This is a genomic window from Bradyrhizobium sp. WU425 (assembly GCF_021052305.1).
GTDB lineage: Bacteria > Pseudomonadota > Alphaproteobacteria > Rhizobiales > Xanthobacteraceae > Bradyrhizobium > Bradyrhizobium canariense_D.
The window spans coordinates 1,564,630-1,587,192 of record NZ_CP088089.1 but is presented as its reverse complement, the minus strand read 5'-3'; the positions used below and the strand labels follow the sequence as shown (position 1 = coordinate 1,587,192).

Here is a 22,563-nt window from a genome sequence, read left to right as displayed (position 1 = left end):
CGACCGAATAAGCCGTCAAAGCCTTGTGATCGGCCGCTTCGTAGCCATGTTACGAGCTTAGCCAAGGGAAAATCGTATGAAGCTCCGCGTCGGGTTTGAGATGCTGTACGAATTCCCGCAGCCCACGCCTATGATCATGGTGCTGGGCACGCACTTCACCCGCGCCTCCGATGTCATCGTGCCCGACCTGCTGACCACCAGACCCTCGGTGCCGATCACTCCCTATCGCGACCTCTTCGGCAATTGGTGCAGCCGCATCGTGGCGCCGGCTGGCGCCTTTCGCCTTGCCGGCGACGGCGTCGTGAGCGACAGCGGCCTGCCCGATCCAGTGTTCCCGAACGCGGCTCAGCACGCCGTCGAGGCGCTGCCGACCGACACGCTCGTCTATCTGCTCGGCAGTCGCTACTGCGAGACCGATCGCCTGTCGGATATCGCATGGAAGTTGTTCGAGCACACGCCGCCCGGCTGGGCGCGGGTCCAGGCCATCTGCGATTTCGTTCATCGTCACATCGCCTTCGGCTATGAGCACGCGCGCGCGACCAAGACGGCGCGGGAAGCCTACGACGAAGGCAAGGGCGTGTGCCGCGACTATGCTCATCTTGCCATCGCGTTCTGCCGCTGCATGAACATCCCGGCGCGTTACTGCACCGGTTATCTCAGCGACATCGGCACGCCGAAGCCCTGGGCCGTGGGAGATTTCGCCGGCTGGTTTGAGGCTTATCTCGGCGGAAGCTGGCACATGTTCGATCCGCGCAACAACACGCCGCGGATCGGTCGCGTGTTGATCGCACAAGGACGCGATGCCGCGGACGTCCCGATCACCCAAACCTTCGGTCCGAATACCCTTGTCAATTTCAAGGTATGGACCGACGAGGTTGCCTGATGACAGACAGCAGCGTTGCACTCAGCGCCGATGAATTTGCGTCCTTGGCCGAGATCGGCAAGGGCAAGGCGCAAGGCGAAATCCCGCAAGCGCACGGCGAGCGCCTGACCAACCTCGGTTATGCAATCAGGCGCCTCGGCGAACTCGAACTGACCTCATCCGGCGAACGCCGGCTGGCAACCGGCGAATAGCTCGCTGCCGTTGCGTCCGGCTTCCCGCTACGCCACCGGCACCACGATCCGCCGATAAAGATGCCAGGTCGCGTGCCCGAGCACGGGCAGCGTCACCACCAGCCCCAGAAAATACGGCAGCGCCGAGACGATCAGGACCATCACGATCACCGCGGCCCAGCCAATCATCGGCAGCGGGCTGGCCACGACCGCGCGCACGCTTGTCACCATCGCCGTGACGAAATCGACCTCGCGGTCGAGCAGCAGCGGAAACGACACGACCGTCAGCGAAAACAGGATCAGCGACAGCACCGCGCCGACCGCGTTGCCGATGCCGAGGAACAGCAGGCCCTCGTTCGTGGTCAGCACCACCGTCATGAACTCCTGCAGGCTCGAGAACGAGGCATGCAGGCCAAGCAGCAGCGCGATCAGAAGCCGCACCTGATACATCCAGACCACGAACACGAACAGCGTGACGAAGGCCATCCAGCCGATCTCGCTGCGCGCGCGCACAGCCGACCAGATCGCGCCGAGCGAGACGGGCTCGCCGCGCTCGCGACGGCGGCTGACTTCATAGAGCCCGATCGCCACGAATGGCCCGAGCAGCGCGAAGCCGGCGGCCAGCGGATAGACCAGATAGACCATGCCGAACGCAGTGAAGCACAGCATGATGGCGATGCCGCCGGCGGCGTAGAGCGTACCGAAGCAGAGGCCGTAAAGCGGCAGCGCCTGGAAATCCCGCAGGCCTTCGACCAGCGCCTCGGCGATGTCGGTCGCCGCGACGGGACGCACCACCGGGTCGACCTTGCCCGAAATGGACATCAGCTTCCTCCTCGTTCGCCGGCGCGATCTCCGTCGCACGCGGATTGACTCGATCTTAGCGTCCCCGCGGCAGGTGCGCACGCGCGAGTTGTTGGCTGGACGACAGTATCCCGAAGCCGCCGGCGCAGACCCGGGAAAACCACCGCGCCGACGGCGCGCGTCCTTCGGGAAGCTCATCCGTCCTGCCCGCGGCTCGAAATCTTTCCCCGTCGGGGACTTTTTCGACCCGATGCCTATGGACTGAGCGGCGGGTGGTGCCGCAAATTGAGTCTTTGAACGAGCGCGATGACTCGAATGGACCGTCCGACCGATGAGCTTGCGTACCCGACTACTGATACTCGTCATCGCGGCCATGCTGGTGCCGGCGAGCCTCGTCGGGCTGCGTTTCGTGCAGAACCGGAGCAGTGAAGTCAACGCCGCCCTGGCCAATCTGTCGGCCTCGGCCGACGACATTGCGAGCGATCTGGGTGGGAAGATTCAGGGCACCGCTCAGCTTCACTATGGTCTGGCCCGCGCGCGCGACCTCGACACGCGCGACAAGGCGACGTGCTCGGCGTTTCTGTCGGACGTGCGCGAGGAATACCCTCAGTTCACGGGAATCCTGACCATCGATCCGGACGGCAGCCTGTTCTGCGACTCGCTGCGGACCAACCGCACCCTCGATCTGAGGGATCGCGCCTATTTCAAGCAGGCCCTGGTCTCGCGCAACGTCGTGGTTGAGCCGGTATTCGGCCGGCTGACCGGAATATCGGTGCTCCAGATCGCATATCCGGTGCGATCGGAGGCGGGCGCGCTGAAGCTGGTGCTGCTTGCCTCGTTCAACCTGCGCAAATTCGCCGAGTATCACCACAAGCGGCTGCTCGCCGAGAAGGATATTCTGCTCATCGACGGCAAGGGCACCGTTCTCGTCGCTCCCTCGGGAGCCGGCTGGACCGCGCCCGTGGGCGCGTCGATCGCGGGATCCGACCTGCTCGGCTTCGCGACGGCTCCCGATCAAAAGGCATTTCAGGAAGTGACCGATCGCGACGGCCGCACGCAGGTCTGGGCCGTCGCCCACTCACCTTCGATCCGTGATGCCGGCCTCTACATCCTGGTCGGACGGTCCAAGGACGGATTGGTCGCGGCGGCGAATCGCCGGCTCTATGAGGATATGGCGATCCTCGCGGTGGCCTTGCTGCTGCTGCTGGCCGGCGTATGGATCCTCGCGACCGTGAGCGTCGGGCGCCAGGTCGGGCGGCTCGCCAACATGGCGAAGAGACTCGGGCTCGGCGATCTCAACGCGCGAATTCCTCCTCCCCATCCGCGCGGCGAGCTGGGCGGATTGATGACCCTGCTCAACGACACTGCCGAATCGCTTGAGCAGCAACGGGCGGCCATCGCGGACCTCAACCAGAAGCTCAGCCAATCCCAGAAGATGGAGGCCATGGGTCAGCTCACCGGCGGTGTGGCGCATGACTTCAACAATCTCCTCACCGTCATTCTCGGCAATTCGGAGCACCTTGCCGACAGGCTGGCGGGGAACAAGGAGTTGCACCGGATCGCCGGCGACATCGCGACAGCTGCCGAACGCGGCTCCGACCTGACGCGGAGCCTGCTCGCCTTCGCGCGCAAGCAGCCCCTGAGGCCGCGAGACATCGACATCGGCGAAAAGATTAAGGAGGTGGAGCACTTGTTGCGCCGCCCCTTGGGCGAGCACATCGAATGCACCTTCGCGCTCGCACCGGACCTGTGGTTGATCAGCGTCGATCCCGGCCAGCTCACGACTGCGCTGCTCAATCTCGTGCTCAACGCGCGCGATGTCATGCAGTTGGGCGGCAGGCTGACCATCGAGGCGCGCAACGTCTCGCTCGGTGAATCCGACTTGGACATCAATGGCGAACCGCGACCAGGCGACTATGTCATGGTGGCCGTGATCGACACCGGCAGCGGCATGACCGCCGAGGTGGCGAGCCGGGCGTTCGAGCCGTTCTTCACCACCAAGGAGGTCGGCAAGGGGACCGGGCTCGGCCTGAGCATGGTCTACGGTTTTGTGCGGCAGTCCGGCGGGCTGGTGCAGATGCAGTCCGCACCGAGACAAGGCAGCACCGTCAGGCTGTTCTTTCCCCGCCTGGCAACACCGCCAAACGAGGACGCCTCACCCGCCGAAGGGATCGTCACGCGCGAAGGAAGCGAGACCATTCTCGTCGTCGAAGACAACGACATGGTTCGGACTTATGTCGAAAGCGAGCTGAAGACGCTCGGCTATCGCGTCATCACGGCCGCGAGCGGCCCGGCGGCGCTCGACTTGTTGCGCCAGTCCGGGGATATCGACCTGCTGTTCACCGACGTCGTGATGCCCGGCGGCATGTTCGGGCCGGAGCTTGCCCGGCAAGCAATCCAGCTGCGACCCGGGCTCAAGGTGCTCTTCACCTCCGGCTACAGCCAAAATCCGGTCTCGGCGCCCGACGCAATCGGCGATGCCCGCATCCTGACCAAGCCGTTCCGGCGGCGAGACCTCGCCGCCATGCTGCGATCTGCGCTGTCGACGCCGTCGCGGTAGTCAGGAGCGCGACGCGAGGAGAAGCGCCGCACCCAGATTGGCCACGAACAAGGCCGCGTCGATGACGAAGATCCTGAGCATCGGGCCTTTCAACACGGGCCAATAAGCGACCCCGACGCGTCCTCCGCGCAGCAGGACCGGAAGGTTGTAGGCGAACTGGCTGAAATGGCAGGCGGCAAAGAACAGGAACAGCACCAGCTGCGCTTCGACCGGCTGGAAGAAGACCGGACGGGCTGCCAGAAGGTAGAGCGACAGAAGGCCGATCGGCAGATTGATGCCGCCAAGGAATGCCACGCTGGCCGACAATGTCGGCGCGATCGGATTGGTGCGCTCTTCCCGCGGCAGGAGAATCTTCAGTGTATTGGCTTGCGCAATGCTGAACTGGATGAAGGCGCCGCCGAACCAGAGCGCGTTGAGGAGCAGCACGATATCCGAAAGACGCATGGCGGAGCCCTCCCACGGCTCGTTGGCCAGGAAAGTGGCAAAGCCCGCTCCTCATGTCAACCATGTTGACTTCAGGAATCGTCAGTTGGTGTCGGCGATCGCCTCCATCACGCCCATCCACGCAGCCGCACCTGTCGCTCCGACGCGATCGAACGCCTCGCGCAGCACCTTGCGCTCGTGGTCCGATGCGCGCTGCTCGATGCGCTGCCCCGCGGCCGTCAGGCGCAGCAGCTTCGAGCGATGCTGCTCGGGCGAGCGTTTTGAGGTCAGGAGCTTGCGCTCAAGCAACAAATTGAGCGGCCGGTTCAGGGCCTGCTTGGAAATGCCGAGGATCTCGATCAGCGAGCCGATCGCGATATCGGGCCGGCGCGCCACCACGTAGAGGATGCGATGGTGCGGGCGCGACAGTCCTTGCTTGGCGAGATATGCGTCGGCTTCGAGTGTCATGCCGCGCCAGCCGTAATACATGAGCTCCAGCGCCGCATCGAGTTCGCTCAGCTTCGCAAGTGAAGCGCGGTGAAGCCCCGCGGCTTGAGACGTCTTTGCCATTGCAGGAAGCTAACCCCTCGTCCGCAGCTCGCGCCGCAGCACCTTTCCGGTGGCGGTCATTGGAAGTGTCTCCGCGAACTCCACGAACCGTGGGTATTCGTGGGCGGCGAGTTGCACCTTGACGAACTCCTGGATCTCGCGCGCGAGTGCGTCGCTGGCGGCAAAGCCCGGGCGCAGCACGATCCAGGCCTTGATCGATTCAGTGCGGATCGGATCGGGAATGCCGACCACCGCCGCCATCGCCACCGCCGGGTGCTTCATCAGCGTGTGCTCGATTTCGGACGGGCCGACACGATAGCCGGCGGTGGTGATGACGTCGTCCTCGCGGCTGACGTACCAGAAGTAACCGTCCTCGTCCTGCACCCCGAGATCGCCGGTGAGCAGGAACTCGCCGGCATATTTCTTCGACGTTGCCTCCGGATTGCGCCAGTATTCGAGCATCGTGCAAGGACAGGGTTGGCGCACCCCGATGATGCCGCGCTGGCCACGTGGCTGCTCCTCGCCTCTGTCATTGACGATGCGGACGTCGAAACCCGGCGTCGCCTTGCCCATCGAACCGGGGCGGATCGGAAACAGATTCGCGTTGCTGCCGATCACGAGATTGCATTCGGTCTGGCCAAACACCTCGTGCGCGTCGACGCCGAAGGTCTCGCGCACCCAGCCGAGCAGCTCGCCGCCGAGGGACTCGCCGCCGGTAAAGATGCTGCGCAGCTTGATGCCGGAATGCGTCACGCCGGCCTGCCGCATCAGCTTCAGCGCGGTCGGCGGCAGGAACACATTACGCACGCCGAGATCGGCCATCATCTGCATCGCCGCTTGCGGCTCGAACTTTCGCGCGCGGTGACCGACCAGGGGAATGCCGTGGTACCAGAACGCGAACAGGCCGTTGATGAGGCCGCCGATCCAGGCCCAGTCCGCCGGCGTCCACATCAGATCGCCGGGGCGCGGCAGGAAGTTGTGGCACATCTCGACATTGGGGAGATGTCCGAGCACGACGCGGTGGGCGTGCAGCGCGCCCTTCGGATTGCCCGTCGTGCCCGAGGTGTAGATGATCAGCGCGGGATCGTCAGCAGACGTGTCCACCAGCCTGAAGTCGGGCGATGCAGCCTTGACCGAATTCCAGAACGATGTCGTACCCGCCGGCGTTCGTTCGCCAACGATGTAGACCTTCTTCAGCTCCGGCAGACGGTCGCGAATCTTCGAAAGCTTCTCCCAGCCACCCTCGTCGGTGACGATCGCCCTCGCTTGCGAGTTCGACAGGCGGAATTCCAGCGCGTCTTCGCCGAACAATGCGAACAGCGGAATGGAGATCATCGCCGAACGGAACGCGGCCATGTGCGCGATCGGCAGCTCCAGCGACTGCGACAGGAACACCGCGACGCGGTCGCCGCGGACAAGGCCATCCGCCCTCAGCACATTGGCGAAGCGGCGCGACATCTCCGCGACATCGTCGAAGGATGTGCGCGTGATGGCGCCGTTCTCATCGAGATAGACCAGCGCCAGCCGGCCGGTGCCGTCGGCGTGGCGATCGCAGCAGGCCTCCGCCAGGTTGAAGCGCGCCGGGATCTCCCAGCGGAAATTGCCGTAGAGTTCGTCATAGGTGCTGGCTTCGGTGAGCATGGTCGTTTCCCGGCAGCGTCGTCTGACCGGACTTGTCCCGGCCATCCACGTTCTTGTTTGACCTGAGTTTAAGGGCGCGGATGCCCGGGACAAGTCCGGGCCTGACGGAGAATGCGTCTCAGCGCACCGTCCGGAAGAACTTTCTGACCTCGCCGACATACAGCTCCGGCTGCTCGAATGCGGCGAAATGGCCGCCCTTCTCCATCTCGCTCCAATGCGTGATGTTGCGGAAGTTCGGCTCCATCCAGCGCCGCACCGGCGTGATGATCTCCCTGGGAAAGACAGCCACGCCCGTCGGCACCTTGACGACCGGCGTGGTCCGGCGCTTGCCAAAGCTTTCCCAATAGAGCCGCGCCGACGAGGTCGCGGTCTCCGTCGCCCAGTAGAGCATGACGTTGTCGAGCAGCTCGTCCTTGGTGAAGATGTTCTCGGGATGACCGTTGCAATCGGTCCAGGCCCAGAATTTTTCCAGAATCCAGGCCGCCTGCCCGCTCGCCGAATCCGTCAAGCCGTAGCCGAGTGTCTGCGGCCGCGTCGATTGCTGCTTCGAATAGCCGGAGTCGAGGTCGACGTAATGCTGGAGGCCGGCGAGCGCGCGCTTCTCTTCCGGCGTCGGTTCGCCCTCGACTTTCGGCGCGGCGTTGAAGGCGAGCGTGATGTGGATGCCGGCGCAATGCTCGGCGTCCTGCATGCCAAGCGAGGTCGTCACTGCCGAGCCCCAGTCGCCGCCCTGCGCGCCGTACCTGATATAGCCGAGCCGGTCCATCAGCTGGGCCCAGGTCGCGGCGATACGATCGACGCCCCAGCCGGTGGTCTTGGGTTTGCCGGAAAAGCCAAAGCCCGGCAGCGACGGGCAGACAACGTGGAAGGCATCGGCAGGATTGCCGCCATGCGCGACAGGATCGACCAAGGGCGCGATCACCTTCTGGAATTCGACGATCGAGCCGGGCCAGCCATGGGTGATGATCAGCGGCAGTGCCGACGGCTCCTTCGAGCGCGCATGCAGGAAGTGGATGTCGAGCCCGTCGATCTCGGTGGTGAACTGCTCGAAGCAGTTGAGTTTCGCTTCGCGCGCGCGCCAGTCGTAGCCATCAGCCCAATAGGTGCAGATTTCCTGGATCCATGCCAGCGGCGCGCCCTGGCTCCAATCATCGACCAGCTCCGCCTCCGGCCAGCGCGTGCGGGCGAGGCGCGACTTGAGGTCGGTGACGACGTCGTCGCTGATGGCGATGCGGAACGGCTTGATGGCGGTCATGGGAGAGGCCCTGCTCATCGGAGGTTCTCGTCATGGCCGGGCTCGTCCCGGCCATCCACGTTCTTTCTCTCCATTTTGAAGAACGTGGATGCCCGGCACAAGGCCGGGCGTGACCAGGATGATAGTCTGTCAGCTCCTGGCAAACCTTCGGCGCGGCCGCCTAGCCCGTCAGAGCAGCCTTCACCAAACCAGAGGCCTTGCCGAAATCCATCTGGCCGGCGTACTTGGTCTTCAACACGGCGATCACCTTGCCCATGTCCTTCATGCCGGCGGCGCCGGTCTCGGCGATCGCGTCCGAGATCACCTTCTTGACGTCGTCATCCGACATCTGCTTCGGCAAGTACGCGGAGATCACCGCGATCTCGTCGCGCTCCTGCGCGGCGAGTTCGGCACGGCCGCCCTTCTCGTAGAGCTCAACCGATTCCTGGCGCTGCTTGATCATCTTCTGAAACACGCCGAGCAAGTCCGCGTCCGAGAGCGGCGGCTTGCCGTTGCCGCGCGCCTCGATGTCGGCGTTCTTGATGGTCGAGTTGACCATGCGCAGCGTGGACAGCTTGCGCTCTTCCTTGGCCTTCATGGCCTCCTTGACCGCATTGTTGATGTCGTCGCGCAGCATGATCGTGATCCCCTAGACTATCCGACGCCTGATCTAGGCCGTTCGCAGCCCGGAGACAACCGGGGTTCCCAGCCATTCGACCAGCGCCCGCACCGTCGCCGCAGGCTGCTCCGGTTGCGGCAGGTGTCCGCAATTCTCCAGAACGACGAGCCTTGCGCCGGCAATGCCCTCCGCCATCTCCTTCGAGAATGCGTTGGGAATCGTGTTGTCCTGATCGCCCGTCAGCACCAATGTCGGGCATTTGATCGTCGCAAGCGTCGGCCGTGAATCCACCCGCGCGATGATCGCGGTCTGCTGCCGCAGATAGCCTTCGACGCCGACGTCATCGCCCTGCTCGTGTACGAGCTGGCGAATGCCTGCATCGTCGCGGCGCGACGGATGCACCAGTTCGGGAAACATCTCCTCGCGCGCGGCACGCAGCTCCCCGCGCCGGGCCAGCTCCATCAGGCCGCGGCGGCGTGCGGTCGCCTCCTCCGTGTCGGGCCGCGCCTGAGTGTTGATCAGCGCGAGCCTGGCCACCCGCTCGGGCGCCTGGCGCATGATCTCGAGGGCGATGTAGCCGCCCATGGAATGGCCGGCGAGCGCGAAGCGCGGCGGCGCCTCGCTCAGCACCCGCCGGGCGATCGCCGCCATGCTGTCATCGCGAATATGGTTGGCGACCATCACCGGGCCGAACTGCCACAGCGACGGGATCACCGGTGCATAGATCCGGGCCGAGGAGGCTAATCCCGGAACCAGCAGAATCGGCGTCGTCTGGTCCATTATTGCCTCCCGAGCCCCGGAATTTGCCGGAAATTATGCTGCGGAGCTTAGGGGCCCAAGCCGACCTGTCAAATATGCAAAAACGCATGTGAATCGGCGCATCTCCGCTTTGACGGCAGCGCCCGCGGGGACTATGAACCGGGCTCATGACACAACATGATAACGATCACGCTTGGCCGGACCACAAACCGACCGCGCTGTTGGTGCTTGCCGACGGCACGGTGCTCGAAGGCTTTGGCCTCGGCGCCGAAGGCCAAGCCGTCGGCGAGGTCTGCTTCAACACCGCGATGACCGGCTATGAGGAGATCCTCACCGATCCCTCTTATGCCGGCCAGCTCATCACCTTCACCTTCCCGCATATCGGCAATGTCGGCACTAACGACGACGACATCGAGACGGTGAACATGGCCGCGACGCCCGGCGCGCGCGGCGTGATCCTGCGCACCGCGATCACCGATCCCTCGAACTATCGCGCCACCAAGCACCTCGACCAGTGGCTGAAGGCGCGCGGCATCATCGGCCTCTCCGGCATCGACACCCGCGCGCTGACCGCGCTGATCCGCAACAAGGGCATGCCCAACGCCGTAATCGCGCACGCCAGGGACGGCGAGTTCGACCTGCACGGCTTGAAGGAAGAAGCGCGCGAATGGCCCGGCCTCGAGGGCATGGACCTGGTGCCAATGGTCACCTCAGGCCAGCGCTTCACCTGGGACGAGACGCCCTGGCTCTGGGACAAGGGCTTTGGCCGCCAGGACAAGCCTGAGTTCAACGTGGTCGCCATCGATTACGGCATCAAGCGCAACATTCTGCGCCTGCTCGCCGGCGTCGGCTGCAAGGTAACGGTGGTGCCGGCAACGACGTCGTCCGAGGATATCCTGGCGATGAAGCCGGATGGCGTGTTCCTGTCGAACGGTCCCGGCGATCCGGCCGCGACCGGCAAATATGCCGTGCCCGTGATCCAGGACGTGATCAAGTCGGGCACGCCGACATTCGGAATTTGCCTTGGCCATCAGATGCTCGGCCTCGCCGTCGGCGCCAAGACCAAGAAGATGCACCAGGGCCATCACGGCGCCAATCATCCCGTGAAGGACGAGACCACAGGCAAGGTCGAGATCACCTCGATGAACCACGGCTTTGCCGTCGACGAGAGCACCCTGCCGACGGGCGCGACGCAGACCCACATCTCGCTGTTCGACGGCTCCAATTGCGGCATCCAGCTCGACGGCAAGCCGGTGTTCTCGGTGCAGTACCACCCCGAGGCCTCACCGGGTCCGCGCGACTCGCACTATCTGTTCCAGCGCTTTGCCGATCTGATGCGGCAGAACAAGAGCGTGTAGGGCGCGCGCTCTCCTGCAACTGCTTTGACGACATCGAGCCCGGGCCTTCGCCCGGGCTCTTGTCGTTCCGGGCGCAGCGCAGCGCGAACCCGGAATGACAGCGGAACGAGGAACGCCGCTTAACTCCCTTCGTTGATCACTGCTACGCTCACGCAGGAGCCTCTTATGTCTGTCGTCCGCGACAATGCCGAGCCGCTCGCCATCGTATTTGAGGATGATGGGCTCGTGCCGAACAATATCCTCCCCTTCCTGGTCTACCAGGCCGCGGTGAAGCTTGATTCCAGACAGCCGGAAGAGACGATCGAACGCTTGTTCGAAGCGAACGGTTGGGGCGGCACGTGGCGCAATGGGGTCTTCGACTATCTGCATTATCACGCAACGGTGCACGAGGTGCTCGGCGTTGCGCGTGGCAGCGCGCGCGTTCGCTTCGGCGGCGACCACGGCCAGGAGCTGGAGATCAAGGCCGGCGACGTCGCGATCCTGCCCGCCGGCACAGGTCACCAACGCATCAAGGCCAGCGCGGATTTCTGCGTGATCGGCGCCTATCCGCCGGGCGTGAAGATGGAGGTCACCCGCGCAACACCGGAGAACCACGCCAAGGCGCTGAAGACGATTCCAAACGTCGCGCGGCCGCCGGCCGATCCGGTGACGGGCAAGAACGGGGCGTTGATGCGGTTGTGGCGGTAGCTACAAAGACGGTGCAGTAGGGTGGGCAAAGCGAAGCCTGCCCACCAAACAGTTTGAACTGCGGAGAGATAGTGAGCACGGCGCGCGAAGAGCGCGCCTTTGGCCACCTACGACAGTGTGCCCCTACGCCTCGTTCGCGCCTTCCTGTCTTGTGGCTTCGAACAGGAACCAGGTGCGGCGCTCGGTCTCGTCGATGAAGTTCTCGAGGATGCTGGCGCTGGCGACGTCGCCGGCGTCGTCGCAGACCTCGTGCGCCTTGCGCATTGCGGCGGCGACATGCTTGTTGTCCTGCATCAGCTCGCGCAGCATCTCGCGCGGCGGGACATAGTCTTCGTTGTTGTCCTTGATGGTCTGGAGCTTGGCGATCTGCCCGATCGATTTCAGCGTGGTGCCGCCGATCTTGCGGACGCGCTCGGCGAGCTGGTCGGTGGTGGCGAAGATCTGGTCGGACTGCTCGTCGAGCAGCAGATGATAGTCGCGGAAATGCCGGCCGCTGATGTGCCAGTGGAAATTCTTGGTCTTCAGATACAGCGCGAACGCGTCGGCCAGAAGCACGTTGAGTGCCTCCGAAACCTTGTTGACCGCCTGGGACGACAGATCGGTGGGCGTGTCGAGGTCGGGCGAGACCTTTTGTGGAGCTTTGCTCACGGGAAACCTTCCTGTTAGGACGCAGACATTGACGGCGCGCCGCCGCACCCCTAACGCAGGCGGGCAGCGCCGGTTCCTGCAACGGAACCGTTTGGCCGGGGCCCTCGACGACCATGGACGATTGGATCGATTATTACGACTCGACGCACACGATCTATGTCAGCAAGCTGCATCGCGACTTGCACTTCCAGATCATCGCGCGGGACATCATCGGCTACATCTCTTCGCCCGAGGCGACCGTGCTCGACTATGCCTGCGGCGAGGCGCTGTCGGCGAGCCAGGTCGCGGCGGCCTGCGGCAAGCTGATCCTCGCCGAGCCTGCGCCCGGCGTGCGCGGCCGGTTGATCGCGCGGTTTGCCCCGAACACGAAAATTCGCGTCCGCTCGCTCGACGATGTGCGCAAGATGCAGGAGCAGTCGATCGATCTCGTCGTAATGAACTCGGTCGCGCAATACATGACGCCGGACGAGCTCGACGCCGCGCTCCTCAACTTCTCCCGTATCCTGAAGCCCTCGGGCAAGCTCGTGCTGGGCGATATCCTCCAGCCCAATGTCGGCATGTTCAGGGACGTTACGGCGCTGCTCAGCTTCGGCCTGCGTCACGGCTTTTTGAAAGATGCACTGATCGGGCTGATCAGCACCGCACTGTCGGATTACCGTCAGCTGCGAACGCGCATCGGGTTACAGCGCTACAGTGAGGAGGAGATCACCGCCAAGCTCAAGGCAGCCGGCTTCGCGGTCCAGCGCGCTCACCGCAATATCGGCCACAATAGCTGGCGCATGACGTTCGTCGCGCGGCCGCCGCTGGTCCGTTGAGCTTGGTGGATCCGTTAAGCATAACGTCTGCCTGAGGTGGCTTGTCGCACCCCGATCGGTAATGATCGCCGCGGCCCGGTGGCGGAAGTGTCTACGCGAGGGCGATGCATCGCTCTTTATCCTGGTTCAAATCCAGGCCGGGTCTCCACGCTTCGCCCCTCACGGGGCTACGCGTGGCGCAGCCACGCAAGACCCGCAGGGGCGAAGCGTGTCCGGCGTAGCTGGAGCGAAGCGCAAGCGTAGAGGGACTGGCCGCCCAATCCTCAATCAGCCTCAACCACTTCACATTCCGACACAAGCCGCAGCCGGTCTGCATCCTTTGCCGCAGAGATGATGACGGCATCGAGCAGGCCCGGAAAGCGTGCGTCCAGATCCTCACGGCGCAGGCGCACGAATCGGTTGGTGCCGGCGACGCGGGTCTGCATCAGGCCGCATTCGCGAAGCTTGGCGAAGTGATAGGCAAGATTCGACTTGCCGCTGAGCCCGTTGAAATCCCCACAGCACAGCTCGCCGCTGACACGTTCCTGCTGCGCGAGCTGGTACACGATCGCCAATCTGATCGGATCGCTGAGGCAATCCAAAACCATCGGCAGCTCGATCTGCTCGCGGGTGGGGTGGGGTGGGGTGCGGCTCATGGTCCGAAGATCATAGCGAAATGGCCCTAGATGTTCAATAGTTCTTGAACCAATTGACTCCTGACGTGGTCCCATCAATAGTTCAATAAACGTTGAACATAGGGATTTCTCGGATGAGCGTATTCTGGTTGGCCTTGGTAGCCTTTGCGATCGGCACGGAAGGCTTTGTCATTGCTGGGCTTTTGCCGTCGATCGCCACGGACCTGGCGATTTCCGTCCCCGCCGCCGGACAGTTGGTGACGGCCTACGCCCTCACCTATGCGGTCGGCTCGCCGATCCTGGCGGTCACACTGAACAATATCGACCGCCGCACCGTGCTGGCCTTGGCGCTATCGACCTTCATCGCCGGAAACCTCGCGGCGATGGTGGCGTCGAATTACGCCCTGCTGCTGGCCTCGCGCATGCTGATGGCGCTGGGCTCAGGGCTGTGCATGCCGACCGCGCTGGCCGTATCCGTGGCCGTCGCCGCGCCGGAGCGACGCGGCCGCGCGGTGGCGCTGGTTACCTCGGGCCTCACGGTTGCGACCGTCATCGGCGTTCCCCTCGGCAATCTCGTCGGCAGCCTGCTCGGCTGGCGCGCGACCTTTGCCATGGTCGCCCTAATCGGTGCCGTTGCGCTCGCCGGCCTCCTGCTCGGTCTGCCCCGCGGCCTGCCACGCAACACGGCCTCGCTCAGCGATCGGCTGGCAGTGGCGCGTCACCGCAATGTCCTGACGGCGCTTCTGATCACGATTTTATGGGCGCTCGGTGGCTTCACCGTCTTCACCTATTTCGCGGTCCCGCTGCGCGGCCTTGGATTCGATGCGTCGCAGATCAGCCTGGCGCTGCTGGTGTTCGGCGGCGCCGCCGCGATCGGGAACATGCTCGGTGGCGTCCTGGCCGACCGGCTCGGCACGCTCGCCACAGCAGGTCTCGGACTTGCCGGCATGGCCAGCGCGCTGATCCTGCATTCGCTGGTCCTGAAGCTGATGCCGGGACAGACGCATTACGCGGTGCTGGGTGCGATCTTCCTCTGGGGCATCTCGGGATGGGCGTTCTACCCGGCCCAGGTTGCCAGCATCATCCGGATCGAGCCGCACGCCTCGATGATCGCGCTCTCACTCAACGCCTCGGCCATGTATCTCGGCTTTGCGATCGGCGGAGCCTTGGGCGGCGCCGTGCTTGCGGCGTGGAGCCCCGCCGATCTCGGCTGGGTCGGCGGATTGAGCGTTTCGGCCGCTCTTCTGGTCCATCTCGCCCGCGGTTGGCAGGCCCGGCCAAAACCGATCAAAATTGCCGGTTGATGGGCGTTTTTCGGGGTTTCGCCGCCCCGAAAACTGGTCTAAGACCCACCCCGCGCGCGAGGGGGGACCACCGCGCTCTCGGCCAAAGGGACGCGCAGCAGGCGCGCCCTTTTTTTGTGCCCAGATTCCACTTCGGCGAGAGTTGATGCCCAAACGTACAGACATCACCACCATCCTGATCATCGGCGCCGGTCCCATCGTGATCGGCCAAGCCTGCGAGTTCGACTATTCGGGCACCCAGGCGGTGAAGACGCTGAAGGAAGAGGGCTATCGCATCGTCCTCGTCAATTCCAATCCGGCCACCATCATGACCGACCCCGAATTGGCCGATGCGACCTATATCGAGCCGATCACGCCCGAGATCGTCGCGAAAATCATCGAGAAGGAACGTCACGTCATTCCGGGCGGCTTCGCGCTGCTGCCGACCATGGGCGGACAGACCGCGCTGAACTGCGCGCTCTCGCTGCGCCAGCAAGGCACGCTGGAAAAGTATGACGTCGAGATGATCGGCGCCACCGCGGACGCGATCGACAAGGCCGAGGACCGCCAGCTGTTCCGCGAGGCCATGACCAAGATCGGGCTCGAGACGCCGAAGTCGCGGCTCGCCAACGCCTCCGCCCTGAAGAAGTCCTTCCGCGACAAGTACCAGGCCGAACGCGCCAAGGCATCGGGCGCTGCACTCGAAGAGCTCGAGCGGCAATGGGCACTCGGCGAAAGCGACCGCCGCAAGCGCTACCAGGAATATGCGCTTGGCCAGGCGCTGATGGCGCTGTCCGAGATCGGCCTGCCCGCGATCATCCGCCCCTCCTTCACCATGGGCGGCACCGGCGGCGGCATTGCCTACAACAAGGAAGAGTTCCTCGACATCATCGAGCGCGGCCTGGATGCGTCTCCCACCAACGAAGTGCTGATCGAAGAATCCGTGCTCGGCTGGAAAGAGTACGAGATGGAGGTGGTGCGCGACAAGAACGACAATTGCATCATCGTGTGCTCGATCGAGAACCTCGATCCGATGGGCGTGCACACCGGCGATTCCATCACGGTGGCGCCGGCGCTGACGCTGACCGACAAGGAATACCAGATCATGCGCGACGCCTCGCTGGCGGTGCTGCGCGAGATCGGCGTCGAGACCGGCGGCTCCAACGTGCAGTTCGGCGTCAACCCGGAAGACGGCCGCATGGTCGTCATCGAGATGAACCCGCGCGTGTCGCGCTCTTCCGCACTGGCTTCGAAAGCTACCGGCTTTCCGATCGCAAAGGTCGCCGCCAAGCTTGCGGTCGGCTACACGCTCGACGAAATCGCCAACGACATCACCGGCGGCGCCACGCCGGCCTCGTTCGAGCCGACGATCGACTATGTCGTCACCAAGGTGCCGCGTTTCGCTTTCGAGAAATTCCCCGGTGCCTCCACCACGCTGACTACGTCGATGAAGTCGGTCGGCGAAGTCATGGCGATCGGCCGCACCTTCCAGGAAAGCCTTCAGAAAGCATTGCGCGGGCTCGAGACCGGCCTCACCGGACTTGACGAGATCGAGATCGAAGGCCTCGGCCGCGACGACGACAAGAATGCGATCCGCGCTGCGCTGGGCACGCCGACACCGAACCGGCTGCTCCAGGTCGCGCAGGCGATGCGGCTCGGCTGGTCGGACGAGGAGATCTTCAATTCCTGCAAGATCGATCCGTGGTTCCTCAGCGAGATGCGCGGCATCGTCGAGATGGAAGCGAAGGTCCGCAAGAACGGCCTGCCGGGCAACGCCTTCGGCATGCGCACGCTCAAGGCCATGGGCTTCTCCGATGCCCGGCTCGCGGTGATCGCGGAGACGACGGAGGCCGAGGTCACGGCGAAGCGCCACGCGCTCGGCGTTCGCCCGGTCTACAAGCGCATCGATACCTGCGCGGCCGAGTTCGCTTCGCCCACCGCCTACATGTACTCGACCTATGAGGCGCCATTCGCGGGCACGCCTGCGGACGAGAGCTCGCCGTCCGACAGGAAGAAGGTCATCATCCTCGGCGGCGGACCGAACCGCATCGGCCAGGGCATCGAGTTCGACTATTGCTGCTGTCACGCCTGCTTCGCGCTGCACGACGCCGGCTACGAATCCATCATGGTCAACTGCAACCCGGAGACGGTGTCGACCGACTACGACACCGCCGATCGGCTCTATTTCGAGCCGCTCACCGCCGAGGACGTGCTGGAGATCATCGCGAAGGAACGCACCAACGGCACGCTGCACGGCGTCATCGTGCAGTTCGGCGGCCAGACCCCGCTCAAGCTCGCGCGTGCGCTGGAAGCCGCCGAAGTGCCGATCCTCGGCACCTCGCCCGACGCCATCGACCTTGCGGAAGACCGCGACCGCTTCAAGCGGGTGCTCGACAAGCTGCGGCTGAAGCAGCCCAAGAACGGCATCGCCTATTCGGTGGAGCAAGCGCGCCTGGTCGCAACCGATCTCGGGCTGCCCCTGGTGGTGCGCCCGTCCTACGTGCTCGGCGGCCGCGCGATGCAAATCGTCCGCGAGGAAAACCAGCTCAGCGATTACCTGCTCGGCACGCTGCCGGAGCTGGTGCCGGGCGACGTCAAGGCGCGCTACCCGAACGACAAGACCGGCCAGATCAACACCGTGCTCGGCAAGAATCCGCTGCTGTTCGACCGCTATCTGTCCGATGCGACCGAGATCGACGTCGACTGCCTCTGCGACGGCAAGGACACCTTCATCGTCGGCATCATGGAGCACATCGAGGAAGCCGGCATCCATTCCGGCGACAGCGCCTGCTCGCTGCCGCCGCACTCGCTGGACGACAAGATGATCGAGGAGCTGGAGCGGCAGACCCGCGAGCTGGCCCTCGGCCTCGACGTCGTCGGCCTGATGAATGTGCAATACGCCATCAAGGACGGCGAGATCTACGTGCTCGAAGTCAATCCGCGGGCCTCGCGCACGGTGCCCTTTGTCGCCAAGGTGGTCGGTACGCCTGTCGCGAAGATCGCGGCGCGCGTCATGGCCGGCGAGAAGCTTGCCGATTTCAAGCTGAAGAAGGCGAACCTCGATCATGTCGGCGTGAAGGAATCGGTGTTTCCGTTCGCCCGCTTCCCCGGGGTCGATACCGTGCTCGGCCCCGAGATGCGCTCGACCGGCGAGGTCATGGGCATCGACCGCTCCTTTGCGGTGGCGTTCGCCAAGAGCCAGCTCGGCGGCGGCACGCGGGTGCCGCGCAAGGGCACGGTGTTCGTTTCGGTTCGCGAGAGCGACAAGACGCGCATCACCGAGGCCGTTCGCGAGCTGCATTCGCTCGGCTTCAAGGTGCTGGCGACGTCGGGCACGGCCCGCTTCCTGACCGACCAGGGGATCCCGACCGAGAAGGTGAACAAGGTGCTGGAGGGCCGGCCGCACATCGTCGATGCCATCACCAATGGCGACGTCCAGCTCGTCTTCAACACCACCGAAGGCCCGCAGGCGCTCGCCGACAGCCGTTCTCTGCGGCGCGCGGCCCTCTTGCATAAAGTGCCGTATTACACCACTCTTTCCGGGGCCGTGGCGGCCGCGCAGGGCATCCGCGCCTATCTGGGCGGGGACCTTGAGGTTCGGACCCTGCAGAGCTACTTTTCGGAAACCTGATCGCGAGCGGAAGGCCCAACCTTCTGTTAAGTGATTGGCGGTGAAGCCACTATGGCCGGAGGAACTGTCCGGCCATATGGTTGTTCTGTTCCGGTGCCAAGCCCATATGAACGTTCGGCGGCACGCGCGTTGAGCCCCCGGACAGACTGACGAATCAAGTTGCGTGCGCGCTGACTTTTCAGGGCGCGCGCGACCGAAGGACGAGAGAAGAGATGGAAAAGGTACCGATGACAGCGGGCGGCTTTGCCGCGCTCGGGGAAGAACTGAAGAAGCGCCAGTCGGAGGACCGTCCGCGGATCATCGAGCATATCGCCGAGGCGCGCTCGCACGGAGACCTTTCGGAGAACGCGGAATACCACGCCGCGAAGGAAGAGCAGTCCCACAATGAAGGCCGCATCGCCGAGCTCGAGGACAAGCTGGCGCGCGCCGACATCATCGACATCTCGAAGCTGTCCGGCGACACCATCAAGTTCGGCGCGACCGTGACACTGGTCGACGAGGACACCGAAAAGAAGACGGTGTGGCAGATCGTCGGCGAGGTCGAGGCCGACGCCAAGAAGGGCCGCATCTCCATCACCTCGCCGCTCGCGCGCGCGCTGATCGGCAAGAAGAAGGGCTCAACAGTCGAGGTCAACGCACCCGGCGGCGCCAAGGCTTATGAGATCACCAAGGTGGAGTGGCGATAACGATTTGCCGTCGCGCGTGATTTGAAAAGGCCGCGCGATGCGCGGCCTTTTGTATCTAGTGTTGCCGAGGGGGTGCGGCTTACTCCACCTCGCTCCGCCTGCGGGGAGAGGACGAACTACCTTCTTCCTCTCACGTCGAGCGGCACGGCCGCCTCGTATTTCGAATTGTGCAGCACCAGCGAGGTCCGCACGTTGCGGACGTGCGGGGCGGCGGTCAGGTGGGTGACGAAATCCTGGAAGGTGGCCATGTCGGGTGCGACGCATTTCAGGATGAAATCGACTTCGCCCGACAGCATCCAGCACTCGCGCACCAGCGGCTCGGCGCGGACGAACTCCTCGAAGGCGCGCAAATCGGCCTCCGCCTGGCTGGAGAGGTGCACTGCGGCAAACACCGTGACGTCGAAGCCGAGCTTGCGTGCATCCAGAAGCCCGCGATAGCCGTGGATATACCCCTCCTCCTCCAGCGCCCGCACGCGGCGCAGGCAGGGCGGGGGCGAAATGCCGACGCGCTTGGCCAGCTCGACATTCGTGATTCGACCGTCGGCCTGAATCTCGGTGAGAATCTTCAGGTCGATCTCGTCTAGGTTCCGCGACACGTGATTGGAACTCCTGGTCTTGCGGCGGTATCGGTGGCTTTGTCGCAATCCTCATAGCCCAGACCGCACGACCGGCGCAATTTTATTGCGCGTGCAGCGCAATCGACTTTTGTTCCCTGTTGGAAAAATCCGCCGATAGGGAATGCAATTCTTGCATAGCTCACCAGAAGGCTTAGATTACCTCTGATATTTCAGCGCCTCCGCGAGGCCTCCCGGCACGTTCCGCGCCCGCGCTGCAGTCCCCCGTGAAAGGCATCTGTCGAAATGTCCGCCGCTGTCCATGCAAAGGTCGTCATCATCGGCTCCGGCCCCGCAGGCTACACGGCGGCGATCTACGCCGCGCGCGCGATGCTCGAGCCGATCCTGATCCAGGGCATCCAGGCAGGCGGCCAGCTCACCATCACCACCGACGTCGAGAACTATCCCGGCTTCGCCGACGTGATCCAGGGCCCCTGGCTGATGGAGCAGATGGAGAAGCAGGCGCTGCATGTGGGCACCCAGATCAAGACCGATCTGGTGACGAAGCTCGACACCTCGCAGCGACCCTTTCGCCTCACCTGCGATAGCGGTGACGTCTATCTCGCCGACACCGTGATCCTCGCCACCGGCGCCCAGGCGCGCTGGCTCGGGCTGCCGTCCGAAGCGAAATTCCAGGGCGGCGGCGTGTCGGCCTGTGCCACCTGTGACGGCTTCTTCTACCGCAACAAGCAAGTCGTGGTGGTCGGCGGCGGCAATACCGCGGTCGAAGAAGCCCTGTATCTCACCAACCATGCCTCGCAGGTCACCATCGTGCATCGTCGCGATCACTTCCGCGCCGAACGCATCCTGCAGGAGCGTCTGTTCAAGCACCCGAAGATCAAGGTGGTCTGGGACTCAGCCGTCGACGAGATCTGCGGCACCGAGAACCCGAACAAGGTCACCCATGTGCGACTGAAGAACGTCAAGTCCGGCGCGTTGACCGATGTGCCGACCGACGGCGTCTTCATCGCCATCGGGCATGCCCCGGCGACCGAGCTCGTGGCTGGGCAGGTCAAGCTGAAACCGTCGGGCTATGTCGAGGTCGCCCCGAACTCGACCGCGACCTCGGTCCCCGGCCTGTTCGCCGCCGGCGACGTCGCCGACGAGACCTATCGTCAGGCGGTCACGGCGGCCGGCCTCGGCTGCATGGCGGCGCTCGAGGCGGAACGATTTTTGGCCCTGCGCGCCAGCGAGCGCGCGGCAGCGGAATAGACATCATGGCAAGAACACGCGACGGATTTACGGATATGGACTGGGACAAGCTGAAGGTGTTTCACGCCGCGGCGGAAGCGGGCAGCTTCACGCACGCGGGCGAGCAGCTCGGCCTGTCGCAATCGGCGGTGTCACGCCAGGTCTCGGCACTGGAGCAGGAGCTCTCGGTCTCGCTGTTCCACCGCCACGCCCGCGGCCTGATCCTCACCGAACAGGGCGACCTCCTGTTCCGCACCGCCCATGACGTCTTCATGCAGCTGCAGGCGGCGCGCGCGAAACTGACCGACAGCCGCGAGCGGCCGAGTGGCGATCTCAAGATCACCACCACGCCCGGCGTCGGCATCAACTGGCTGATCCCCAGGCTCGGCGAATTCACCGCGCTCTATCCGGAAATCCGGATCTCGCTGATCGTCACCGACGAGGAGCTCGACCTGTCGATGCGGGAGGCCGACGTCGCGATCCGCACCCGCAAGCCGACGCAGCCGGATCTCATTCAGCGCAAGCTGTTCGCGATGGGCTTCCACGCCTATTGCTCGCCTGATTACATCAAGCGCTTCGGCACGCCGCGCACGCTGGAGGAGCTCGACTCCCACCGCATCATCACGCTCTCTGACGGCAACTTCGCCCCGCATCTTCAGAACCGCAACTGGCTGGTCGAAGCGGGGCGCAACGGCTCGGGTCCGCGCGAAGCCTATTTCAGGGTCAACAACATTCTCGGCCTCGTCCGCGCCTGTCAGCAGGGCCTCGGCATCGCGGCGCTGCCGGACTATCTGATCGAAGAACAGAGCCGCCTCGTGCAGCTGTTCGGCGAATCGGATTCGATCCAGCTCGATACGTATTTTGTTTATCCGGAAGAGCTGAAGACGGTCGCGCGCGTGCAAGTGTTCCGCGACTTCGTGGTGAGCAAAGCGCAGCGCTGGCCGTCCTGATTTCCGCATGTCTGACATGCGGCTTGGACGCTTGATGCATGGCGCGAGGCTAGCCCATAATGTTTCTACGCTGAGCCTTCGCGTTGCGCATTTGTCCCCCTCCTCCAGTGGCGCGGGAGTTCAGTAATCCCTCTTGGAAGGTGATTGTGTCGGCCTCACGTGGCCAATACCTTAAGCCGGGCTCGATCGAGCCCGGCTTTTTTTTGGCAAATCCGGCCATCGCCCTCCGCGTGTATTGACAGTTCCATGCTTACCCCGCATCATTTGCGAATGATCACGAAGTCGTGCGCAATCTCCTCGCAGGCAGTCGCCTCGAAAAAAGGCCCCCATCTGGGGACCTCGGATTTTTGCGCGCGCTAACAGCCTTCGTCATCGCGAGCCGAAACTTCGAAAACCCCGCCGCCTGGACGGGGTTTTTTCATGTGCCCCGTCTCAGGATTTTTCCCG

Annotated in this window: 21 protein-coding genes; 11 read left to right on the top strand and 10 right to left on the bottom strand. The window is 64.1% G+C overall.

Annotated elements, in window-relative coordinates; genetic code table 11:
- Nucleotides 1-76: 76 nt before the first annotated feature.
- Nucleotides 77-883: a transglutaminase-like domain-containing protein gene (locus BcanWU425_RS07640; protein ID WP_018453605.1), complete on the top strand. Its 807-nt coding sequence runs from the start codon at nt 77-79 to the stop codon at nt 881-883.
- Nucleotides 883-1,074 carry a hypothetical protein gene (locus BcanWU425_RS07635; RefSeq protein ID WP_018453604.1) on the top strand — a complete coding sequence of 64 codons (192 nt, stop codon included), beginning with the start codon at nt 883-885 and terminating at the stop codon, nt 1,072-1,074. The genes BcanWU425_RS07640 and BcanWU425_RS07635 overlap by 1 nt, the downstream gene beginning before the upstream one ends.
- A 27-nt stretch (nt 1,075-1,101) precedes the next feature.
- Here the strand turns inward: BcanWU425_RS07635 and BcanWU425_RS07630 are convergent, their stop codons facing one another.
- A complete protein-coding gene (locus BcanWU425_RS07630) occupies nt 1,102-1,875 on the bottom strand; it encodes a DUF2189 domain-containing protein (RefSeq protein WP_018453603.1) in 774 nt (257 codons plus the stop codon).
- A 310-nt stretch (nt 1,876-2,185) separates the two neighbouring features.
- Between BcanWU425_RS07630 and BcanWU425_RS07625 the strand changes: the two genes are divergently transcribed.
- Nucleotides 2,186-4,414, top strand: coding sequence for an ATP-binding protein (locus BcanWU425_RS07625; RefSeq protein WP_204512329.1), 2,229 nt, complete (start codon nt 2,186-2,188; stop codon nt 4,412-4,414).
- Here BcanWU425_RS07625 and BcanWU425_RS07620 read toward each other — a convergent pair whose 3' ends face one another.
- The 6 genes from BcanWU425_RS07620 to BcanWU425_RS07595 all read right to left on the bottom strand — a co-directional run bounded on the left by BcanWU425_RS07620 (nt 4,415) and on the right by BcanWU425_RS07595 (nt 9,660).
- A complete protein-coding gene (locus tag BcanWU425_RS07620) occupies nt 4,415-4,858 on the bottom strand; it encodes a hypothetical protein (protein WP_018453601.1) in 444 nt (147 codons plus the stop codon).
- A gap of 81 nt (nt 4,859-4,939) precedes the next feature.
- The gene (locus BcanWU425_RS07615) at nt 4,940-5,407 is read right to left on the bottom strand and encodes a MarR family winged helix-turn-helix transcriptional regulator (protein ID WP_018453600.1); all 468 of its coding nucleotides are present in this window, start codon (nt 5,405-5,407) and stop codon (nt 4,940-4,942) included.
- 9 nt (nt 5,408-5,416) lie between these two features.
- The gene (locus BcanWU425_RS07610) at nt 5,417-7,027 is read right to left on the bottom strand and encodes an acyl-CoA synthetase (protein ID WP_204512330.1); all 1,611 of its coding nucleotides are present in this window, start codon (nt 7,025-7,027) and stop codon (nt 5,417-5,419) included.
- A 118-nt stretch (nt 7,028-7,145) separates the two neighbouring features.
- Nucleotides 7,146-8,282 (bottom strand): epoxide hydrolase family protein, encoded by a 1,137-nt coding sequence (locus BcanWU425_RS07605; RefSeq protein ID WP_204514003.1) that lies wholly within the window; start codon nt 8,280-8,282, stop codon nt 7,146-7,148.
- A 160-nt stretch (nt 8,283-8,442) separates the two neighbouring features.
- On the bottom strand, nt 8,443-8,898 hold the full coding sequence (locus BcanWU425_RS07600; protein ID WP_018453597.1) for a GatB/YqeY domain-containing protein: 456 nt from the start codon (nt 8,896-8,898) through the stop codon (nt 8,443-8,445).
- Between the two features lie 33 nt (nt 8,899-8,931).
- Entirely contained in the window at nt 8,932-9,660 is a 729-nt protein-coding gene (locus BcanWU425_RS07595; protein WP_204512331.1) for an alpha/beta fold hydrolase, read from the bottom strand.
- A gap of 146 nt (nt 9,661-9,806) precedes the next feature.
- Between BcanWU425_RS07595 and carA the strand changes: the two genes are divergently transcribed.
- Nucleotides 9,807-10,997, top strand: a complete 1,191-nt coding sequence (gene carA, locus BcanWU425_RS07590) for a glutamine-hydrolyzing carbamoyl-phosphate synthase small subunit (RefSeq protein WP_026232561.1) — start codon at nt 9,807-9,809, stop codon at nt 10,995-10,997.
- A 165-nt stretch (nt 10,998-11,162) separates the two neighbouring features.
- Nucleotides 11,163-11,684, top strand: a complete 522-nt coding sequence (locus BcanWU425_RS07585; RefSeq protein WP_085349617.1) for a hypothetical protein — start codon at nt 11,163-11,165, stop codon at nt 11,682-11,684.
- Nucleotides 11,685-11,807: 123 nt separating this feature from the next.
- Here the strand turns inward: BcanWU425_RS07585 and BcanWU425_RS07580 are convergent, their stop codons facing one another.
- Nucleotides 11,808-12,332, bottom strand: a complete 525-nt coding sequence (locus BcanWU425_RS07580; protein WP_007596666.1) for a Dps family protein — start codon at nt 12,330-12,332, stop codon at nt 11,808-11,810.
- Between the two features lie 113 nt (nt 12,333-12,445).
- Between BcanWU425_RS07580 and BcanWU425_RS07575 the strand changes: the two genes are divergently transcribed.
- Complete coding sequence (locus tag BcanWU425_RS07575) at nt 12,446-13,147, top strand: class I SAM-dependent methyltransferase (RefSeq protein WP_085360537.1); 702 nt, start codon at nt 12,446-12,448, stop codon at nt 13,145-13,147.
- A gap of 263 nt (nt 13,148-13,410) precedes the next feature.
- Here BcanWU425_RS07575 and BcanWU425_RS07570 read toward each other — a convergent pair whose 3' ends face one another.
- The gene (locus BcanWU425_RS07570; RefSeq protein ID WP_018453591.1) at nt 13,411-13,782 is read right to left on the bottom strand and encodes an ArsR/SmtB family transcription factor; all 372 of its coding nucleotides are present in this window, start codon (nt 13,780-13,782) and stop codon (nt 13,411-13,413) included.
- A gap of 113 nt (nt 13,783-13,895) precedes the next feature.
- On the opposite strand from BcanWU425_RS07570, the gene BcanWU425_RS07565 reads away from it, so the two are divergent.
- The 3 genes from BcanWU425_RS07565 (at nt 13,896) to greA (ending at nt 19,361) form a co-directional block, all read left to right on the top strand.
- Nucleotides 13,896-15,065, top strand: coding sequence for an MFS transporter (locus BcanWU425_RS07565; RefSeq protein ID WP_204512332.1), 1,170 nt, complete (start codon nt 13,896-13,898; stop codon nt 15,063-15,065).
- A 145-nt stretch (nt 15,066-15,210) separates the two neighbouring features.
- Nucleotides 15,211-18,675: a carbamoyl-phosphate synthase large subunit gene (gene carB / locus BcanWU425_RS07560; RefSeq protein ID WP_204512333.1), complete on the top strand. Its 3,465-nt coding sequence runs from the start codon at nt 15,211-15,213 to the stop codon at nt 18,673-18,675.
- Between the two features lie 212 nt (nt 18,676-18,887).
- A complete protein-coding gene (greA, locus tag BcanWU425_RS07555) occupies nt 18,888-19,361 on the top strand; it encodes a transcription elongation factor GreA (protein ID WP_007596674.1) in 474 nt (157 codons plus the stop codon).
- A gap of 116 nt (nt 19,362-19,477) precedes the next feature.
- Here the strand turns inward: greA and BcanWU425_RS07550 are convergent, their stop codons facing one another.
- Nucleotides 19,478-19,957: an Lrp/AsnC family transcriptional regulator gene (locus BcanWU425_RS07550; protein ID WP_007596676.1), complete on the bottom strand. Its 480-nt coding sequence runs from the start codon at nt 19,955-19,957 to the stop codon at nt 19,478-19,480.
- 264 nt (nt 19,958-20,221) lie between these two features.
- On the opposite strand from BcanWU425_RS07550, the gene trxB reads away from it, so the two are divergent.
- Together trxB and BcanWU425_RS07540 are read left to right on the top strand one after the other, a co-directional pair.
- Complete coding sequence (trxB, locus tag BcanWU425_RS07545) at nt 20,222-21,187, top strand: thioredoxin-disulfide reductase (RefSeq protein ID WP_018453588.1); 966 nt, start codon at nt 20,222-20,224, stop codon at nt 21,185-21,187.
- A 5-nt stretch (nt 21,188-21,192) separates the two neighbouring features.
- The gene (locus BcanWU425_RS07540) at nt 21,193-22,116 is read left to right on the top strand and encodes a LysR family transcriptional regulator (protein WP_007614700.1); all 924 of its coding nucleotides are present in this window, start codon (nt 21,193-21,195) and stop codon (nt 22,114-22,116) included.
- Nucleotides 22,117-22,563 lie beyond the last annotated feature (447 nt).

Coding starts and splice junctions, on each gene's coding strand:
- BcanWU425_RS07640 (WP_018453605.1), top strand. CDS start 77: ATGAAGCTCCGCGTCGGGTTTGAGATGCTGTACGAATTCCCGCAGCCC.
- BcanWU425_RS07635 (WP_018453604.1), top strand. CDS start 883: ATGACAGACAGCAGCGTTGCACTCAGCGCCGATGAATTTGCGTCCTTG.
- BcanWU425_RS07630 (WP_018453603.1), bottom strand. CDS start 1,875: ATGTCCATTTCGGGCAAGGTCGACCCGGTGGTGCGTCCCGTCGCGGCG.
- BcanWU425_RS07625 (WP_204512329.1), top strand. CDS start 2,186: ATGAGCTTGCGTACCCGACTACTGATACTCGTCATCGCGGCCATGCTG.
- BcanWU425_RS07620 (WP_018453601.1), bottom strand. CDS start 4,858: ATGCGTCTTTCGGATATCGTGCTGCTCCTCAACGCGCTCTGGTTCGGC.
- BcanWU425_RS07615 (WP_018453600.1), bottom strand. CDS start 5,407: ATGGCAAAGACGTCTCAAGCCGCGGGGCTTCACCGCGCTTCACTTGCG.
- BcanWU425_RS07610 (WP_204512330.1), bottom strand. CDS start 7,027: ATGCTCACCGAAGCCAGCACCTATGACGAACTCTACGGCAATTTCCGC.
- BcanWU425_RS07605 (WP_204514003.1), bottom strand. CDS start 8,282: ATGACCGCCATCAAGCCGTTCCGCATCGCCATCAGCGACGACGTCGTC.
- BcanWU425_RS07600 (WP_018453597.1), bottom strand. CDS start 8,898: ATGCTGCGCGACGACATCAACAATGCGGTCAAGGAGGCCATGAAGGCC.
- BcanWU425_RS07595 (WP_204512331.1), bottom strand. CDS start 9,660: ATGGACCAGACGACGCCGATTCTGCTGGTTCCGGGATTAGCCTCCTCG.
- carA (WP_026232561.1), top strand. CDS start 9,807: ATGACACAACATGATAACGATCACGCTTGGCCGGACCACAAACCGACC.
- BcanWU425_RS07585 (WP_085349617.1), top strand. CDS start 11,163: ATGTCTGTCGTCCGCGACAATGCCGAGCCGCTCGCCATCGTATTTGAG.
- BcanWU425_RS07575 (WP_085360537.1), top strand. CDS start 12,446: ATGGACGATTGGATCGATTATTACGACTCGACGCACACGATCTATGTC.
- BcanWU425_RS07570 (WP_018453591.1), bottom strand. CDS start 13,782: ATGAGCCGCACCCCACCCCACCCCACCCGCGAGCAGATCGAGCTGCCG.
- BcanWU425_RS07565 (WP_204512332.1), top strand. CDS start 13,896: ATGAGCGTATTCTGGTTGGCCTTGGTAGCCTTTGCGATCGGCACGGAA.
- carB (WP_204512333.1), top strand. CDS start 15,211: ATGCCCAAACGTACAGACATCACCACCATCCTGATCATCGGCGCCGGT.
- greA (WP_007596674.1), top strand. CDS start 18,888: ATGGAAAAGGTACCGATGACAGCGGGCGGCTTTGCCGCGCTCGGGGAA.
- trxB (WP_018453588.1), top strand. CDS start 20,222: ATGTCCGCCGCTGTCCATGCAAAGGTCGTCATCATCGGCTCCGGCCCC.
- BcanWU425_RS07540 (WP_007614700.1), top strand. CDS start 21,193: ATGGCAAGAACACGCGACGGATTTACGGATATGGACTGGGACAAGCTG.